Origin of the sequence: Citrobacter sp. CtB7.12, assembly GCF_001297795.1 — a bacterium.
Lineage (GTDB): Bacteria > Pseudomonadota > Gammaproteobacteria > Enterobacterales > Enterobacteriaceae > Citrobacter_A > Citrobacter_A amalonaticus.
In genome coordinates this window covers 132,217-149,845 of record NZ_LIFT01000005.1, presented here as the reverse complement: position 1 = coordinate 149,845, position 17,629 = coordinate 132,217, and the positions used below count along the sequence as shown (strand labels likewise).

Below are 17,629 nucleotides of genomic sequence, written 5' to 3'. Positions count from 1 at the left end.
CGGGAGTGCAAAGGCAGGCCGGGCAAGCGTAGCGCCCCCGGCGGCATCGTTGAGTCTTACTCTTCCTTCGGCAAACACTGCAAATGGCCGTGGCGCACACCGCGCTGGGCGATAACATCATCGGCAAAATGTTGAACATCGCCCATGTCGCCTTTCAGGACGGCAATCTCCAGACAGTCGTCATGATTGATATGCACATGCAGTGTGGCGACGGACAAATCATGGTGATGGTGCTGCGTTGAGACAATGCGACTGGCTAAATCACGCTTCTCATGTTCATACACGTAGGAGAGCACCGCAAAGCCCTGGGTGCCGTGCTCTTGCGTGGTTTCCTGCGCCAGCGCGCCGCGCAGAATGTCACGAATGGCTTCGGAGCGGTTGTTGTAACCACGGCGCTGGCTCAGGCTATCCAGCGTTTCCAGTAAATCGTCATCAAGCGTGATGGTGACTCGTTGCATCAGATATCAACCTTACGAAATGGCGCGACGGCGCATGGGGTATGCGGGGAGTACCGCCTTTTGTAGCACACGACCGGCCTCGGAGGAAAAGGTTAATGCCTCACCCACAGTCTGTGTCTCAACGATCTGCCCGTCCTCCATCACCATCACACGATGGCAAAATCGTTCCACCAGCCGCAGATCGTGGGTGATAAACAGGCAGGCGGTACCAAACTGCTGCTGTATTTTTTTGAGCAGACGAATGACGCCTGCCTGCAACACCAGATCGAGATTCGACACCGCTTCATCGAGAATCAACAGTTTCGGCTCTACCACCAGTGCGCGGGCCAGACAGACGCGCTGGAGCTGACCGCCGCTGAGCTGTGGCGGACGTTTATCCAGCAGGTTTTCATCCAGATCGACGGCGTGAAGCATCTCGCGTACCCGCGTTAGCTGTTCGGCTTTGGACAACGAGAGTAAATGACGCATCGGTTCACGCAGGATCTCACAGACAGTTTTACGCGGATTCACTGCGCTAATGGAATCCTGAAAGACCATCTGGATATCGCGGCGAAACGCCTTTTGTTTAGCCCGGTTCAGTTTTGCCAGCGGTTCACCGCGCCAGCTTACGCTTCCCTGACTGGGCGATTCCAGACCGACCAGCAGACGCGCTAACGTGCTTTTTCCGCAGCCGCTGCGCCCTAACAAGGCAACGGTTTCGCCGCTTTTCAGATGCAAAGAGACCGCTTTCAGCACCTGCTGATGCTGATGTTTTCCGCCCAGGCTGGCGTGGGCGTACTGATGAGAAAGGTCTGTGACGCTGAGTAAAGTCATGAGGCTAACTCCATACCGTACAGAGCGAGATGTGCCGACACCAGACCGCGGGTGATGGCGTGTTGGGGTGCCCTGAACAGGGTTTCCACGTCACCCTGTTCGACGATGTTTCCGTCATCCATCACTGCCACATCGTCGGCCAGTCGCGCGACCACACCCATATCGTGAGTCACCAACAGCATGCCCGGTGCCCGGCTCTGCATAATGCTCTCCAGCAGATCGAGGATGCGCGCCTGTGCCACCACATCCAGATCGGTGGTCGGCTCATCGGCGATGATAAACGGCGCATCGGACAGTACCGCCATCGCGATCATCATGCGTTGTAGCATGCCGCCGCTCATCTCGAACGGGTAGAGCTTCAGCACGCGATCGGCCTGCTCCAGGCCCACGGCTTGCAGGGCGTTGACGAGCGTGGCGTCATCTGCCGGTTTACCCAACGCCTGACAGGTTTCCCGTGCGTGGGTCGCCATCGTATGCAGGGGATTAAACGCGCTGCGCGGATTTTGCATAATGGTGGCAATTTTGAACCCACGCAGGGATCGAGGCGACACCGGTTTGCCGTCAGCGAGCAGCGTTCCGTTTGTCTGGCGCACACCAGCGGGCAAAATCCCAAGCGCCGCCGCGCAGGTCAATGATTTACCGCTACCGCTGCCACCCACCAGCGCCAGCACACGTCCGCGTTTGAGCGTTAACGACACACCGTGCACCAGCGGGCGATCGGCCACTAAAGCGATGTTTTGCAGTTCAATGTGCTGTGGCATCAGTGGGCATGCTCCGTGATCAGATGAGGATCCAGGTGATCGCGCAGGGCGTCACCCACCATGTTGAAGGCCATCACGGTGATAAACAGCGCCAGCCCCGGCCAGAACATTTGCAGCGGCTGAGTCCAGATATACTGGCGGGCGTCGTTAATCATCACCCCCCATTCCGCCGTCGGTGCTGTCACGCCAAGGCCGAGGAAAGACATCCCGGCAACGTGCAGCATCATATGTCCAATATCCAGCGTGGCCAGCACCAGCAAAGACGGGATCACCGCCCCGGCCAGATGGTCGATGAATACCCGGACATGACCTGCGCCGGAAAGCCGTGATGCGAGAACAAACTCGCGCTGACGCAGAGAGATGACCAGGCTGCGCACCATCCGCGCATACCACGCCCAGTGTGACAGGGCGATGGCGATAATCACGTTGGTGAGTCCCGTGCCCAACACGCCGACCATGAAGAACGACAGAATGGAGGTCGGGAAGGTCATAAACATATCGGCGACGCGCATGGTGGCTTGATCGACACGACCACCCAGCAGTCCAGCGCTGCCGCCAACAATCAGTCCCAGCGCCAGCACGAGCAGCAGACAGGCCATCACCGAACCCAGCGACACGCGGGTCGCCGCCAGCAGGCGAGAGAAAATGTCGCGTCCCAGATGGTCCGTACCCAGCCAGTGCTGGCTGTCCGGGGCCAACAGGCGCGAGGGTAAATCGATCGCTTGCGGATCATACGGCAGCCACCACTGGCTGGTCAGCGCAATCACCGCCAGCAGGGCGATGACAATCATGGCCAGACGAACCGACCAGCGTGAAGAGAGGAAAAAGTTCACGAGTGCGCTCCTTCATGACGACGAATGCGTGGGTCCAGCGCGGCGTTCAGCAGATCAACAATCAGGTTACAGACCACGAAGACCACCACCATCATCAGCGTAAAGCACTGAATCACCGGGTAGTCGCGGTTAAATATCGCCGACACGGCATAGCGCCCGACGCCCGGCCAGGCAAAGATGTTCTCGATAATCATCGTCCCGCCAATCAGTTCGCCGATGTGCATCCCAACCGCGGTGACGACCGGCAGCGACGCATTACGCAAAATATGGCGGCGCTCGGTTTGTTTGTCGTTCAACCCGCGCAAACGCGCCCAGGTGACGTGACGCTGCCCGGCGACTTCTAACATGCTGGCGCGCAGAAGTCGGGCGTTGATCGCCAGGGACATAAAGGCGATCGATACCGCGGGTAAAATAAGATGCTGCCAGCCGCCGTAGCCCATTGCGGGCAGCCATTGCAGCCAGACCGAAAAGAACATCACCAACAGGAAGGCGAGCCAGAAGTTCGGCATCGACACGCCGAGGAAGGCAATCAGTCGCACGACGAAATCCGGCAGACGGTCGCGGTGACGCGCCGCCCAGATACCGAGCGGCACGGAAGTCAGCAGGATCAGCACCAGCGCCGCGCCCGCCAGCTCCAGCGTCGCGGGCAGGAAATTCAGCATGTCATCCAGCACCGGGCGCTGGGTGGCGAACGAGATGCCAAAATCCAGATGCAGCGCCTTCCACAGCCAGGTGCCGTACTGCACGACAAGCGGCTGATCAAGGCCCAGCATCACGCGGGTTGAGGCCACCATTTCCGGCGTCGGCGGCAGGTTCGATAAGCGAAGATAGTCGAGCGCCGGGTCGCCAGTGCCCAGGCGCAGCATCAGAAAGATAATCACCGAGGCGGCGAAAATCATCGGAATCAGCAGCAGAATGCGCCGCAGTACATAACGCAACATCAGGGTTTCACCGGTTTAATCTGTTCAAACGGGATTTCAGAGGCGATAGGCGCGTACGGAATTGTGCCCAGTTCAGGTCTGGCGACCACCATCATCGAGACATAGCTGATGGGCAGATAGACCGCGTCGTTGTGCAGACGGGTCAGGATGTCTTTGTACAGCGCCTGACGCTGGGTGTCGTCGGTGGTTTCCAGTACTTCACCAATCTCTTTATCAATTAACGCTTTGTCAGCTAACCCCTGCTGAGCCTGGTAATCCGCATGTGACGGCACGCGCATCGAACTCATAAAGGCGTGCGGATCGTACGGCGCGCCCCAGGTGCGGTTGAAGATCATTCCGAAGCGTCCGTCGCGCTGGCGGGCATAAATACTGCTCTCTTCTTCGCCAATAAGTGCAACATCAACGCCAATCTGGCGCATATCGGCCTGGATAATTTCAGCCATCGATTTGCTCAGCGCGTCGGTGCCAATGAATGACAGCTCAATGCGCAGCGGTTGACCGTTTTTCTCACGAATATCTTTACCTGCGGGGAGCGTCCAGCCGGCTTTTTCAAGCAGATCTTTCGCCTGCTGCGGGTCGTACTGACGTGGCTTCAGGCCAACGTTGGCATAAGGAACGGTAGGTGCAAACAGCGTGTCGGCGACCTGCTGCGTGCCGTACAGCGCATTGTCGATCAATGATTTCTTGTTCACCGCATAGTTCAGCGCTTCACGTACTGCCAGTTCATTGGTCGGTGCTTTCGCTGAGTTGAGTGCCAGCATTACCGTTTCAATCGGCTGAGAAAGCTGGGTGCGGTAGTTCGGGTTCTGACTGAAGCGGGCGAAGGTATCGAGCGGCAACAACCCTTCGTTACCGTATAACAGGTCGATGTCGCCTGTTTCAAACGCGACAGCGCGGGTCGTCGGATCCGGGATCACTTTGACGGTAATTTTTTGAATCTGTGGTTTTTCACCCCAGTAGCGATCGTTGCGTACCAGCACATCGTACTGATTGAGCTTCGACGCTTTCAGTACCCACGGCCCCGTGCCAATCGGCGCTTTAATACCGCGCATCGTTTCGTTGTCTTTAAATTGCGACGGCGCGATAAACCGGAACGGGCGCGGCAGCGCCAGCTCTTGCAGGAACGGGTAATAGGCACTTTTCAGGGTGATTTGGAGCTGGTTTTTGTCGAGCGCTTTCACATCGACGATCTGATTGACCAGTTCCAGCCAGGCGTGACGCTGGCGGTTATCGAGCACCACGCGGAAGTTTTCCGCCGTCGCATGGGCGTCGAACGCTTCACCATTTGAGAAGGTCACATCATCACGCAGGGTAAACGTCCAGGTTTTGCCATCCGCTGAGTGGGTCCAGCTTTTTGCCAGCCACGGAATGACCGAACCATCGGCCTGATACTTTACCAGCGGCTCATAGACCATGCTCTGGGCGAACATTTGGTTAGGGGTATACAGATGAGGGTTAAGCGGCCCAACGTTGACCGGCCAGGCGGTCGTAATTTCATCAGTGGCAGCGGCGTGCGTAAGGAATGACGCACAGGTCAGCAGCGCAAAAAGTGTGCGGCGTAGTCTGGACAAAATGGTGATCCCGAATGATGTAGAGGTACGACTTTATGAGTATGACGATTCTAAAGAATCATCATACTTTTGACGTGTTCTGGATCAAGAGAAGAGCGGTCAAACACGCGAATTATACGAAAATCGTATGTTTGCGATGTCAGACCGTTTCCAGCCACTGCACCGCGTCTGCGTTCAGGGTAAAGGGCGTGGGAGTGCAGACGGCCAGGCTCAGGTTATCGAGCTGGCAATGGCTCAGCGAAAGCCCGGAGTCAAAGGTGCTGTCGACGCTGACGATCTGCCACGCGCTGCCGCCGCGTTGTTTCACGATTGCCTCTTTTTGCGTCCAGATGCGCCAGAATGCGGCGAGCTGCCGATCCGGATGTTCCGCTTCCATTTCGGCATGTTCGCCGAGGCTGAAGACCGCATTTGCCAGCGAGCGCCAGTTGGCGCGTGGGCGGATGATTTCGAGATCGCAACCCACTTCGCCTTCGTCGCTCAGCAGCAGGGCGATATCGTCACCGCTATGGCTCAGGTTGAACCACAGCGACGTCTCGGGTGAAAACGCGGGTTTCCCCTGTTCGCCGTAAACAATCTCCGGCAGCGGCGAGAGGGTGTGGGAAAGCAGAACGCGACCGGCCAGCCAGCGTGCGCGTCGCGGACCCTGCGGCGCCAGATCGGTTAACGCAGACGGCAAGGCGCCTGCGCTGAGTGTCGAAACTTTTCCCAGTACGATCCGATACATGTCAGGACCAACGTTTAATGATGATGGACGTATTGATGCCGCCAAACGCAAAGTTGTTGCTCTGTAAGAATTCACAATCAATCTTGCGGGCTTCACCCATGATGTAATCCAGCGCGCCGCAGTTGGCGTCGGGCTGTTTTAAGTTTAGCGTAGGCGCAAACCAGCCTTCACGCATCATTTGCAGACTCATCCATGCTTCCAGCGCGCCACAGGCACCAAGGGTATGCCCAAAATAACTTTTCAGCGAGGAGATTGGCACATTATCGCCATAAATTGCGGCAGTCGCCTGACTTTCCGCAATATCGCCACGATCCGTCGCCGTGCCGTGTGCGGAAATATAGCCGATATCCAGCGCGTTTAATCCTGCCATTTTCAGCGACTGTTCCATGCAAATTTGCATGGTTTCCCGTTGTGGCTGGGTGATATGCGCGGCGTCGCAGTTGGTGGCAAACCCGATGATTTCACCGTAAATCGTCGCGCCGCGTGCTTTCGCGTGTTCCAGTTCTTCAAGGATCAACGTCCCGGCGCCTTCGCCAATCACCAGCCCATCGCGCTGTTCATCGAACGGCGACGGCGTGGTTTTCGGTTGATCGTTGCGCTGACTGGTGGCGAACAGCGTATCAAACACCGCCGCTTCCGACGGGCACAACTCTTCCGCGCCGCCTGCTACCATCACGGTTTGATAACCGTGGCGAATCGCTTCCCATGCATAGCCAATCGCCTGGCTGCCGGACGTACAGGCGCTGGAGGTGGGGATCACGCGTCCGCGCAGGCCGAAAAACAGCCCGGTATTGACGGCGGTGGTGTGCGGCATCATCTGCACATAGGTGGTGCCGGTAATGTTATTGGTGTGCTTTTCGGTCAGCATGGTGGCAAATTCGCTCACCGGGCCAGTACTGCCGGTGGATGAGCCATACGCAATACCCGTTTCCCCGTTGGTGAGCACGTCGTCGCCAATCAGTCCAGCCTGTTCGAGCGCCAGTTCGGTGGCGCGGGTAGACATCAACGACACGCGACCCATCGCACGGATGCGCTTACGGGTGTAATGCTCCGGCAGCGTGAAATCATCGATCGGTGCGCCCAGCAGGGTATGTAGCCCCTCATAAACCTGCCACTCCGGCATTTTGCGCACGGCGTTTTCATAGGCACGCAGTCTGGCGGAAACATCCTGCCAGTTTTCCCCAAAGGCGGTGACGCCGCCCATGCCCGTTATCACCACGCGACGTGTCATAACATCCCTCCATTGATGGAAATCACCTGACGGGTGACGTAGCTCGCCACATCCGACATCAAATAGCTGGCAAGCCCGGCGACTTCGTCCGCCTGACCCATGCGTTTCATTGGGATCATCGCCATCGCTTCCTTCAGCGCGGCCTCTTCCATTTCGATCATTCCGGTGTCGATCAGCCCCGGCGCGATGCAGTTGACGGTTATTTTGCGTTTCGCGAGTTCAATCGCCAGCGCTTTGGTGGCGCCGATAATCCCGGCTTTGGCGGCGCTATAGTTTACCTGCCCACGATTGCCCATTACGCCGGACACCGACGACAGGGTGATAATCCGACCGCCCTGGCGCGCGCCGATCATTGGCATGATGCACGGCTGAATGACGTTATAAAAACTGTCGAGGTTAGTGTGGATCACCGTGTCCCAGTCGCTGTCGCTGAGTGCCGGGAAGGCAGCATCGCGGGCAATGCCTGCATTGCTGACTACGCCGTACCATGCGCCATGCGCCTCGATATCCTGTTCCAGTACTTCGCGGCACTGCTCGCGGTTCGCCACGTCGAAACTGAGCAGACGCCCTGCGCCACCGACGGCGAGAATGGCATCCAGCGTCTCCTGCGCGCCCTGTGCATCACGATGGTAGTGGACGCCGACCACAAAGCCGTCCGCTGCCAACTGGCGGGCGATTGCGCGACCGATGCCTTTGCTGGCGCCGGTAACTAAAACTGAACGACTCATGCGGACGCTCCTTGTTGAAATAGAGAATGAAGTTCTTCTGCCGATGGCTGGAAGGTATTAACGCGGCCTGTCGCCAGTGTCTCTTCGTCGGCGGTAATCGCGCATTCGAAGCTGCCGAAACGGTCGTCCTGCATCAGCAACTTAACGGTAATGGATACGGTTTTGCCTGCGGGCAGAACGCCGGCTGTGCAAATCAGTTCGCGCGCGCCGAGCACCATCCCGAGTGAGATCGCTCCCTGACCCTGCTGATGGCGGTGCCAGCCGGACCAGACGCCGACGGTCTGCGCCATCAGTTCCAGTGCGAACCAGCCGGGTAAATTGCCTTGCGGATCAAGGAACGGTGCGAGAACGCCGCCGCTCGCCACCGTGACGCAACAAACGGCGGTGTCTTCGCCCACGCGAACCACCTCTTCGAGTAGCAGCATGGGCGCGTCGTGCGGCAGGTATTCGCCGGGTGATAAATAGTGGCTCATGACATTCTCCCGAGCAGAATACTGGCGTTATTGCCGCCAAAGGCGAACGAATTCGACAAGATAAACGGGCGTTCAAGCGGCTGAGGTTGCTCGATGATGCCGCAGGGCGGCAGCGCCGGATCGCGCGGCGACAGACTAAAGTCCTGTACTGGCAGGGGCAGGTCATGCTGCAACATCAGCATGCTGAGCGCCGCTTCGGTAATCCCTGCCGCGCCCAGCGTGTGGCCAGTCAGGTGTTTGGTCGAGCTGCACGGGACGCGCTCGCCAAACAGCGCGTTGACCACCCTGGATTCGATCTGGTCGTTCAGCGGCGTGGCGGTGCCATGCAGATTGATGTAACCCACCTGTTCGGGGGTGAGACCGGCATTGTCCAGCGCCTGCTGGATGGCGCGAATGGCCCCAACGCCCTCCGGGTGCGGTGCCGAAATATGGTGCGCGTCGCTGGATTCCCCTACGCCAAGCAGCGCGATGGGCTGTGGCTCGCGGGTCAACAGCATCAGCGCCGCGCCTTCGCCAATAGTAATACCGCTTCGGTCGCGGGCAAACGGCAGACAGCGCGTCGGCGAGAGCGATTCGAGACTGTGGAAGCCGTTGATCGGCATCCGGCTCAGGGTATCTGCGCCGCCGACGATGGCGACGTCCACGAGATCGGATTCAATTAAGCGGCGTCCGCTGATGATAGCGCGAGCGCTGGAGGAACAGGCGGTGGAGAGGGTGAATGCCGGGCCGTCCAGCTTCAGCCAGTGGCTGAGAAAGCGCGACGGGTCGCCCAGTTCTTGTTGCGCGTACTGCCAGTGATGGCTCTCTTCGCCGTTCAGCGTCAGGTTAACGTGTGTGTCGCCTTCATCCAGACCGGACGTGCTGGTGCCGAGCACCACCGCAACCCGATCGCGACCGTAGCGCGCAATGGCCTCATCCACCTGCGGCTGGATCTGCCTGAGCGCCGCCAGCAGCAGCTGATTGTTGCGCGAACGGTGGGCGCTAAAGTCATCCGGGATGGCGGGCAGTTCGCCGTCCACGCCAGCAAGTACCGCGTGAGGATGCCCCTGTAACCAGCCGGTGCGCGGGCGCATGCCGGGTGCAACGCCATGCGTCAGGTTAGCGGCGATTTCATCGGTATCGTTGCCCAACGCGTTAATCATGCCCACCGCAGAAATGTAAATCATATCAGTCACCCAGATATTGAATGGTGATGTGGTATTTAAAGACATGCTGTTCGATGCTGATCGGCTCGCGCTTGCCTTTGCGGTTCAGGTAGGTGATTTCGGTCACCAGCGTGCCGCGAGCATTACGCAGTTCACGCCTGTCGCCGCTGTCCGTCAACGTCCAGCCTTTCGGCAACTGCGGCTGCCAGGTGCTAATCGGCCAGTGGCTGAGCATGACGTCAGCCAGCACCTGACTGGCGGGCGGCAATTGTGGAACCACGATGGACTGCTCGGTGTGCAACCCTTTGTCATCGTAAGTGACGAGGAACAGACGAATACCCACCGACGACAGCCCCGCCAGCGTGATTTTTTTATCATCGGCATTCAGCATTACCAGCAGCGACTGGGTTTTGCCGTTAAAGCGGCCGGTGAGCAACTGCTGAGCGTTCACTGCCGGAGAGATGCCCGGTGCAGGCAGTGTCACCCGCGTACCTGGCTCCAGCCACGCCTGCGGGCGGCCTTGCTGATCTTTTGGCGAGTGGCTGCAGCCGGTGAGTAACAGCGCAAAGAGGCCCAGCGCTAACTGCGCGATGGCGCTACGCTTATCGGGCCTACGCCAACCTGTTGACCTGTCAGGCCGGATAAGGCGTAGCCGCCATCCGGCAAAAAGGTGTTTAATCATTTTCGTTTTTTCTCTCTTTTCGTCGGCATCGCCAGAGGGGAAAGCAGGAACGCGGTGAAAATGCCGCTGACCAGCACAATGCCAAAACTGCTGATCGCCTGGGTGGCGCTAAAGACCAACATACCGAGCGTCAATAGGGTGGTCATCATGGCCAGCGTGATGGCTAACAGGGAGGTCAGCGGCGTCCCACGCGGATTACTGAAAAACAGCGTGTAGTTAATGCCGATCCCCAGAACCAGCACCAGCGCCAACAGCGAGAACAGATTGACCGCATGCCCGCTCAATGCCAGCACCGCCAGACCGCAGCCCAAAGAGAGCACCGACGGCACGAGGCTGACCAATCCTCTGCGCCAGCCTAACCGCGCGATAGCGCCGCAGGCAATTACCGCCAGCGCGATAAACAATAAACCGGTCAGTACGTTGCGATACAGTGCAAACAGGTTGTCAAAGGTGCTTTTGCGATCGACCCACGCGACACCGGGATATTTCTCGCTAAGCGCGTTGAGCGCCGCGCTCTGGGTCACGCCTTCCACGGGCACCAGTACACCGCTTTCGCCGTGAGGCAGGCTCAACCACAACAGTCGCCAACCTTCGCTGGCCGGGCTGGCAAGCCAGGCGTCAACGGTTACCGGCATAGGGGTTAGATCGGGATTGACCGTCGTCAGCCCGGCGTTGTTCAGGGCCTGAATGACCGTGGGCGCAGCGTTTTTCAGCAAGGCGAGATCCTGCTGCTGACGGGTCAGTGAATTCAACGGGATCGTGCGATAGCCGTTGAGCAGACCCTCTTTTTTCGCCTGCGCCAGCGCGGGGACAAAGGCTTCCAGCCGTTCCAGCGTCTGCTGTGCGGAGTCGCCGTACACCACAAACCACTTCTGATCGACACTCTGTCCGGTCAGCGCGGTAATGGTTTTTTCCTGCGCCAGAATGTGCTTCGGCAGCGCCTGCAACTGGGAGATATCATCATCCACGCGTAGGGTCGCCAGACCAGCCAGTGAGAAAAGCGCGAGTGCCACCGGCAAACCGACGGAGAGCGTTTTATTGCGTCGCCAGGCGGCAAGCCAGCGCAGCATCAGCACCATCGCCGGAACCGGGCGCACCGGTAGCCCGCGACACAGCCACGGATGCCAGAAAATCACCGTCAGGCACGAGGCGCTCAGTCCTGCCGCCGCAAATACCGCCATCTGGCGAATGCCGGGGAAGGGGGCGAGCATCATAATCAGGTAGGCCGCGACGGTGGTCAGCAGCGCCAGCAGCAGGGCATTTCGCACTTTTGCCAGACTTTGCCAGGGCGAGGTTTCCGCGCCATGCACCATCCGTTCGGTCAGGTAATACAACGTGTAGTCGGCGGAGATGCCGATGATGCTCATGCTCATCACCAGCGTCATCAGATGCAGTTCACCGAAGAACAGCAGCGTGACGACGGTTCCCGCCAGCGCGCCAATGCCAATCGACAGCAGACACAGCAGCAGCGGGCGCAGCGAGCGGAACACCGCGACAATCAGCAGCAGCACGCCCAGCACTGTCGCCACGCCAAGCGTGGAGACATCCTGTTTTGCCTGTTGGCTGGCGTAATCGCTGTAGAATACCGTGCCACGCGACAGTAGCTGCGCCTGGGGATAGCGCGCTTTCAGCGCCTCTGCAAGCGCGCTGAGCGAGGTCACCAGATGATGCGTCTGTTGCATATCGAACGACGAACCGGCCAGTTCGCCATGCAGCAGATACCAGTAATTTCCCTCGCGGTCCTGCGCCACCAGCCAGCCGTCCATCAGCCGCAGACGCTGACCATTTTCAGCCATCGCCAGCTGTGAGCCGCGCATCAGCATTAGCGGGTCGTTTTGCAGCTCTTTACCGCTGACGCCGGAAAACGCGGAATAGAGCTGAGACAGGATCCATTGCGCCTGCGCGTCGCCGCCGTTTTGTAGACGGGCGCGAGTTTGCGGGTCGATCAAACCGTTGCGGTGCTGCCAAAAGAACGCGCCCCACGCCTGTTGGCTGTTGGCATCCATTGGGCCTTTTACCTCAGCCAGCGCCTGTGATTGTTGCAGTATCGCCAGCCAGTTACGGGCGATTGTCGGGTCCGCCTTTTTACCGGGACTGACCAGCCAGACCAGCTGGCGGTCAAGACGCTGCATAAAGCCGTCATTCAGGGCAGGCGGAATCGCCCCCAGCGCCTGTTTTGGCAGCATCGCCAGCACGCTGCTGTTGAGCCGCGCCTGAGGCAGCAACATCAGCAACACGCCCAGCATCATGATGCAGGCGATTCCCCATAACAGCGCGGGGCGTTTACTGGGCGGCAAAGCGTTGGCGTTCGTCATCAGTCAGTTGCGCAGGCGTCAGTTGGTGTTGGGAAAGCACGATATCCGTGCGGTCGCCCTGTTTGTCGTTTAGCTCAATACGTTCCAGATAGGTTTTTCCAGCCAGGTCGATGGTGGCAAAGATCTTATCCAGTGGCGTGGTGACAGGTGTCAGGCGTAGCGTCCAGCGGCCCTCTCCGCGATCTGCAAACTCCACGCGGAAGTTTTGCTCCAGCACTTTGCGGTCGGCCTGAAACAGCCCGCGCAGTAGGTGGTTAAACTGGAACATCTGCGGGTTGTTATCGGCGGTGATAGTCTGCGGCGGCTGACCGTTGATGGCCTGCACCATTCGCGTATCGTCCAGCAGCAATTGCATCGGGAACGGACGGGTTTGATCCCACAAAAGCCCCTGGTCGCGGGCGATCAACATCGTTCCTGCGGATCGCAGCGGCTGCGGCAGATCTTTTATCGTCCGGGTTTGATCGAAATGCGCGCGGATCACCGGCTGTTCGGTAAAGCGCTGTTGCAGTTCATCCAGTGTCAGGGCGCTGACGAACGGGCTGACGAGCAGTGCCAGCAGCGGCAGAAACCTCATGGCGTCACCCCCATTCGTTCAAACAGAATGTCCGGGCAGACGAAGCACATTTCGCGGCTTTTCTCTTCCACCGCGACCTGAATGGTGTAGCCCGTCGTCGCGCGTTTCCCGCTTTCGGCATCGAAAATTTCATAGCCAATGCGCAGGCGGTTTTCGAACTCTTCCAGACGCGCTCGCACGCGAATGCGCTGCTCAAAGGTCAGCGGATGGCGGTATTTCACGCGGGTATCCACCACGGGCCACAGGTAGCCGGAGGCTTTCATCTGGCGATAGCCATAGTCGAACTGGTTAAGCAGCGCTTCGCGGGCAATTTCGAAGTAGCGGAAGTAGTTGCCGTGCCACGCCACGCCCATCATGTCGACGTCATGAAACGGAATGGTCAGCTCGACTTCAGCCGTAAAGCGGGGATCGTTCAGCACCCTTTACTCCTTGTTTTTGGGTTCCGGCAATTGCCAGAAATCGAAAAAGTTAAACCAGTCGAGCGGCGACTGTAACGCGTAATGTTCAAGACGTTCGGCATAGCGGTCGATGGTCTGCTGTAGCGCCTGCTGGCGTTCGGCGCGCGGCAAGAGCAGCGGATTGGCGAACGGCTCGCAGTGAATGCACAGCTTCTCCTGCTGACGCAGGGCAAAGAGGAGATCCACCGGGCAGCGCAAAATCGAGGCGAGGATAAATGGCCCCTGCGGGAACGGGGCGGCTTGCCCCATGAAACGACTCCAGCAGACGCGCCAATCGCCGCCACGTTGGGGATTTACCGCAATGCGATCGCCGACAATAGCAATCCATTCCCCGCGCTCCAGCTTCTCTTTGAGCGCAATGGCGGTGTCCGGGCCGATGTCGGTCACTGGCATCAGGTTGAGTCCGGCCTGCGGGGCCAACTCTTCCATAATCTGCTTAAAACGGCGGGCATTATCGCTGAACACCAGCGCGTTGATGGTTTTGCTGCCCTGTAACTGCGCCAGCGCGCGACAGGCTTCAACATCGCCCAGGTGCGAGGCCAGCAGCAGCTTGCCGCGAGGATCGCTCACATTCAGCGCCGCTTCAGCCCCTGGCGCAAACACTACGTCGCGACCAAAATGCAGTTCACCGCGCCAACTGGCGATTTTATCGAGCATCGCGTTACCAAAACGCAAGAAGTGTTGGTAGCTGGTGAGGTTAGCCGGCACCGGCCTCTGCCGCGCGGCCAATTGCTCACGCACGCGGGCGATCCAGTTCTGTGAGGCCCGGCGAGCGGTGGACGCCGTCAGCCAGTAAACACCGACCACCGGATACAGCAGCAAGGTGAACGCTTTGCGTCCCAGCAGCCGCCAGACCAGCAGCATCAGGCGCATTCCCCACAGCCCTTTCACCTCCTGCTGGCGCGCCCAGTGCGGCGACGTTCGACGCAGCAGCAGTGACGGGATGCGCGGCAACATGCCGAAGAACAGGCGCGTATGCATCAGCGAAATGCGACAGTTATCTTTGAAAGCATCGAAGTGCGACAGCCCGTCCGGCGGATAGGTCACGCGAGTCGGGACAAAATAGCTGGGAGTACCCTGCCACCAGAGACGCACCATCACTTCGGTGTCAAAATCCATTCGCTTACCGAGCGTTACCCGCTGCGCCAGCTGGCGAGTGGGGGCGACAGGGTAGACACGAAAGCCGCACATACTGTCTTTCAGTTGCAGGGAAAGGGTTTCAATCCATACCCAGACATGGGTTATCCAGCGCCCGTACAGACGCGAACGGGGAATGGAATCATCATAAATCGGCTGTCCGGAGATCAGCGCGGCGGGATGGGCCTGCGCCAGTTCCAGCAGTTTTGGAATGTCTTCAATGGCATGTTGACCGTCGGCATCGACCTGGACGGCATGGGTAAATCCGGCCTCTGCCGCCGCCTCTAATCCGCGGATCACCGCCGCGCCTTTTCCGGCATTTTCCGCCAGACGGATTAAGGTCAGACCGGAGGTGTCCTCGGCGAGTCTGTCCAGTTCCTGCTGCGTGGCGGCATCGCTGCCGTCGTCCACCACAATACACGGCAGATTAAACGGCTGCAGGCGTGTCAGGACACGCGGCATCATGGCACCGTGGTTATAGCAGGGGATCAGCACGCAGGGGGAAAAGGTCAACGGCATAACCGGATCTTCCCGCTGCTGACGGTATGGCGCGCGTCGCCATCGTGGCGTTGATAGCTGAACGTCAGGATCTGACGCGTTTCCTGCCAGCTCAGCGTTAGCGTGACGGTGTTTTCCGGCAGCAGCGGTGCCTGGAACTTCACGTTCTGAATGCTGTGAAAACGCCAGCCGGGAGCGAGCAGAGTGGTGGCATAGTGCATCACCCAGTCCATCTGCGCGACGCCCGGCAGCAGCGGCTGCACGGCAAAATGGCCGCTAAACCAAAAAAGAGAAGGATCGAGATGCAAAACGATCTCAACCTGTTGGGGCTGTGCCTGATGGCGCTCAATTTCATGGGGTATCATGAAACAACTCCTGTAATTGCGCATAGACACGCTTATTCATACTGTTGACCGGGATTTCGTCGATCACCCGCCAGTAACGCGGTACGGCGACCGGCTCGAGCCACGGTAGCAGCGCTCGCCGCCACGTCAGCTCCTGGGTTTTTCCACCGCTGTTCTGCCAGCGCTGGCGCGCCTCGTCATCCAGTACCAGCAGTACGCCCACGCCCTGGCGACCGCCACGGGTGATCGGCAGGGCGGCGACCTCGCGGATGCCCTTTAGCTCTAGCAGGCGTTGTTCGACTTCGCTGAGCGAAATGCGCTTCTCTTCAATTTTGACCACCCGGCCACGGCGTCCCATCAGGCGGAACTGACCGTTTGGCTCAAACTGCAGGATATCGTCGAGCAGCAGACCGTTAGCGTCGGCAATCAGCGGAGAAAAGACACGAAATGCAGCATCTTCTGCGGTAAATGACACGCCTGGGAAGGGCAGCCAGGTGACATTCTCCTGCTGACGATAGCGCCAGGCCAGAATACCGGTTTCGGTGCTGCCGTAGATTTCATCCGGCCAGACGTTCAGCCAGGCGGCGGTTTGCGTGACGTCCTGCCACGGTAACATGCCGCCAGCCGACAAAATCATTGCCACCGGCGGTGCGGGAAGCTGGTGGTCGAGACGTTTTAAAAACGCCGGGCTGCTGATAAACACATAGCGATGTTCGTGACCCAACGCAGCCAGTTGCTCCGCGTAGTAGAGCATGGCTGCATGCAGCGGCAGACCGAGCGCCATTGGCAGGAAAATACGAAACGTCAGACCATACAGATGCTGCGGCACGACGGAGGCTACCACTCTGCACCCCGCCAGGCGGTCGGCAAAGCGCGCCGCCAGCAGTTCGGCTTCATGGTCCAGACGGGCAATGGGTTTGACGATGCGCTTCGGTTGCCCCGTCGAGCCGGAGGTAAACAGCTCGACATATGCATCGTGGCGCAGGGGCGGGAAGAGGCACGCTTCATCGCTGAGCGTCATTGCTGAGCTAACCACCCACAGCGGCCCCTGCCAGCCGAGCGTTTTATCGCTCAGTACGCCGTCAAACAACGCCCGCTGTTCGTCGAGCAAAGAGACGCGGTTATGCCCCGGGATCACGGGTGTTTTCCCCGCATGCAGGGTCGCCAGCAGCGCGACAATAAACAGATAGCTGTTTTCAAAACAGAGCGCCCAGCGATCGCCTTTTTGCTGTTGCAGGCGTGTCATCAACTCCGCGACATCGTGGCGCAAGTGACCGAGCGTCCAGTGGCGTTCATCCTGCCAGGCGACAGGCGTGTTCGCTGGACGGGGGGAGGTGAGCCATTCGGCCAGCGTCAGGGTCTGTTTCATTGCAAGTCTCGATTCATCATCCAATGGCGTACCAGCCATTCGCTGCCCATCAGTAACCCCATCAGCAGGTAGGCAATCATGCCATTCCATGCGGTCCACATTGCCATATCGCCGTGAAGGGCGGTAAACAACGCCACGCCGCCGTTGAAGATAAAAAAGGCGCACCAGATCTGCGTCACCCGGCGGGTGTAACGCACCGCCACAGCCGGGAGTTGGGGATCGCGCAGTCGCGCCAGTCGTTCAACGATGGGCATCGATGACCAGAGCGAACCGCCAAAAACGGCAAGCATGACGGCATTCACCACAATCGGATAAAACAGCAGAAGCTGATGGGTTTTAAGCAGGTAGCTGGCGACGCACAGGGTGATACCCACTGCGGCCACCACCTGGGTGACGACGCGCAACGGACCCGCCTGTCGCCGGGTCTGGCGAAAGCGTAAGAACAGCAATAGTGCCATCAGCGGCAGTAACCACTGCAGGCTGTGGTGCGCCAGGCCAAACCAAATCAGGAAAGGCCAGGCAAGCAGCAGCACGCCTGTCAGCACAGGCAACGCGCGAACGCCCGACACGGCGA

The 17,629-nt window shown here is 59.0% G+C and carries 19 protein-coding genes; all 19 read right to left on the bottom strand.

All coding sequences use genetic code 11. From position 1 onward, the window contains the following. Positions 1-56: 56 nt before the first annotated feature. The 19 genes from nikR to AOY24_RS08780 all read right to left on the bottom strand — a co-directional run bounded on the left by nikR (position 57) and on the right by AOY24_RS08780 (position 17,624). On the bottom strand, positions 57-458 hold the full coding sequence (gene nikR / locus AOY24_RS08870) for a nickel-responsive transcriptional regulator NikR (protein WP_042323093.1): 402 nt from the start codon (positions 456-458) through the stop codon (positions 57-59). Between the two features lie 12 nt (positions 459-470). Continuing rightward, positions 471-1,271 carry a nickel import ATP-binding protein NikE gene (gene nikE, locus AOY24_RS08865; protein ID WP_054176497.1) on the bottom strand — a complete coding sequence of 267 codons (801 nt, stop codon included), beginning with the start codon at positions 1,269-1,271 and terminating at the stop codon, positions 471-473. Continuing rightward, entirely contained in the window at positions 1,268-2,032 is a 765-nt protein-coding gene (gene nikD / locus AOY24_RS08860) for a nickel import ATP-binding protein NikD (protein WP_042998517.1), read from the bottom strand. The genes nikE and nikD overlap by 4 nt, the downstream gene beginning before the upstream one ends. After that, positions 2,032-2,865 carry a nickel ABC transporter permease subunit NikC gene (gene nikC, locus AOY24_RS08855; protein ID WP_042998516.1) on the bottom strand — a complete coding sequence of 278 codons (834 nt, stop codon included), beginning with the start codon at positions 2,863-2,865 and terminating at the stop codon, positions 2,032-2,034. The genes nikD and nikC overlap by 1 nt, the downstream gene beginning before the upstream one ends. Continuing rightward, on the bottom strand, positions 2,862-3,806 hold the full coding sequence (gene nikB / locus AOY24_RS08850) for a nickel ABC transporter permease subunit NikB (RefSeq protein WP_044253638.1): 945 nt from the start codon (positions 3,804-3,806) through the stop codon (positions 2,862-2,864). The genes nikC and nikB overlap by 4 nt, the downstream gene beginning before the upstream one ends. Next, positions 3,806-5,380: a nickel ABC transporter substrate-binding protein gene (gene nikA / locus AOY24_RS08845; RefSeq protein ID WP_054176496.1), complete on the bottom strand. Its 1,575-nt coding sequence runs from the start codon at positions 5,378-5,380 to the stop codon at positions 3,806-3,808. The genes nikB and nikA overlap by 1 nt, the downstream gene beginning before the upstream one ends. Positions 5,381-5,516: 136 nt before the next feature. Further along, complete coding sequence (gene acpT / locus AOY24_RS08840) at positions 5,517-6,101, bottom strand: 4'-phosphopantetheinyl transferase AcpT (protein ID WP_044263918.1); 585 nt, start codon at positions 6,099-6,101, stop codon at positions 5,517-5,519. Position 6,102: 1 nt separating this feature from the next. After that, complete coding sequence (locus AOY24_RS08835; RefSeq protein WP_042998509.1) at positions 6,103-7,332, bottom strand: beta-ketoacyl-ACP synthase; 1,230 nt, start codon at positions 7,330-7,332, stop codon at positions 6,103-6,105. After that, positions 7,329-8,060 carry a 3-ketoacyl-ACP reductase FabG2 gene (locus AOY24_RS08830; RefSeq protein WP_054176495.1) on the bottom strand — a complete coding sequence of 244 codons (732 nt, stop codon included), beginning with the start codon at positions 8,058-8,060 and terminating at the stop codon, positions 7,329-7,331. Before AOY24_RS08830 ends, AOY24_RS08835 begins: the two co-directional genes overlap by 4 nt. Next, a complete protein-coding gene (locus tag AOY24_RS08825) occupies positions 8,057-8,533 on the bottom strand; it encodes a 3-hydroxy-fatty acyl-ACP dehydratase (RefSeq protein ID WP_042998507.1) in 477 nt (158 codons plus the stop codon). Before AOY24_RS08825 ends, AOY24_RS08830 begins: the two co-directional genes overlap by 4 nt. After that, positions 8,530-9,699, bottom strand: a complete 1,170-nt coding sequence (locus AOY24_RS08820) for a beta-ketoacyl-[acyl-carrier-protein] synthase family protein (RefSeq protein ID WP_044253619.1) — start codon at positions 9,697-9,699, stop codon at positions 8,530-8,532. Before AOY24_RS08820 ends, AOY24_RS08825 begins: the two co-directional genes overlap by 4 nt. A 1-nt stretch (position 9,700) precedes the next feature. After that, complete coding sequence (locus tag AOY24_RS08815) at positions 9,701-10,357, bottom strand: DUF3261 domain-containing protein (protein WP_369700152.1); 657 nt, start codon at positions 10,355-10,357, stop codon at positions 9,701-9,703. After that, positions 10,357-12,675: an MMPL family transporter gene (locus AOY24_RS08810; protein ID WP_054176494.1), complete on the bottom strand. Its 2,319-nt coding sequence runs from the start codon at positions 12,673-12,675 to the stop codon at positions 10,357-10,359. The genes AOY24_RS08815 and AOY24_RS08810 overlap by 1 nt, the downstream gene beginning before the upstream one ends. Continuing rightward, positions 12,644-13,249, bottom strand: a complete 606-nt coding sequence (locus tag AOY24_RS08805) for an outer membrane lipoprotein carrier protein LolA (RefSeq protein WP_044263906.1) — start codon at positions 13,247-13,249, stop codon at positions 12,644-12,646. The genes AOY24_RS08810 and AOY24_RS08805 overlap by 32 nt, the downstream gene beginning before the upstream one ends. Then, entirely contained in the window at positions 13,246-13,668 is a 423-nt protein-coding gene (locus AOY24_RS08800; protein ID WP_042998503.1) for a thioesterase family protein, read from the bottom strand. Before AOY24_RS08800 ends, AOY24_RS08805 begins: the two co-directional genes overlap by 4 nt. Before the next feature lie 3 nt (positions 13,669-13,671). Continuing rightward, a complete protein-coding gene (locus AOY24_RS08795) occupies positions 13,672-15,363 on the bottom strand; it encodes a glycosyltransferase (RefSeq protein WP_054176493.1) in 1,692 nt (563 codons plus the stop codon). Beyond that, positions 15,354-15,707 (bottom strand): hydroxymyristoyl-ACP dehydratase, encoded by a 354-nt coding sequence (locus AOY24_RS08790; protein ID WP_054176492.1) that lies wholly within the window; start codon positions 15,705-15,707, stop codon positions 15,354-15,356. Before AOY24_RS08790 ends, AOY24_RS08795 begins: the two co-directional genes overlap by 10 nt. After that, positions 15,694-17,055 carry an AMP-binding protein gene (locus AOY24_RS08785; RefSeq protein WP_054176491.1) on the bottom strand — a complete coding sequence of 454 codons (1,362 nt, stop codon included), beginning with the start codon at positions 17,053-17,055 and terminating at the stop codon, positions 15,694-15,696. The genes AOY24_RS08790 and AOY24_RS08785 overlap by 14 nt, the downstream gene beginning before the upstream one ends. Beyond that, on the bottom strand, positions 17,052-17,624 hold the full coding sequence (locus AOY24_RS08780; RefSeq protein ID WP_054176490.1) for a hypothetical protein: 573 nt from the start codon (positions 17,622-17,624) through the stop codon (positions 17,052-17,054). The genes AOY24_RS08785 and AOY24_RS08780 overlap by 4 nt, the downstream gene beginning before the upstream one ends. Between the last annotated feature and the right edge of the window lie 5 nt (positions 17,625-17,629).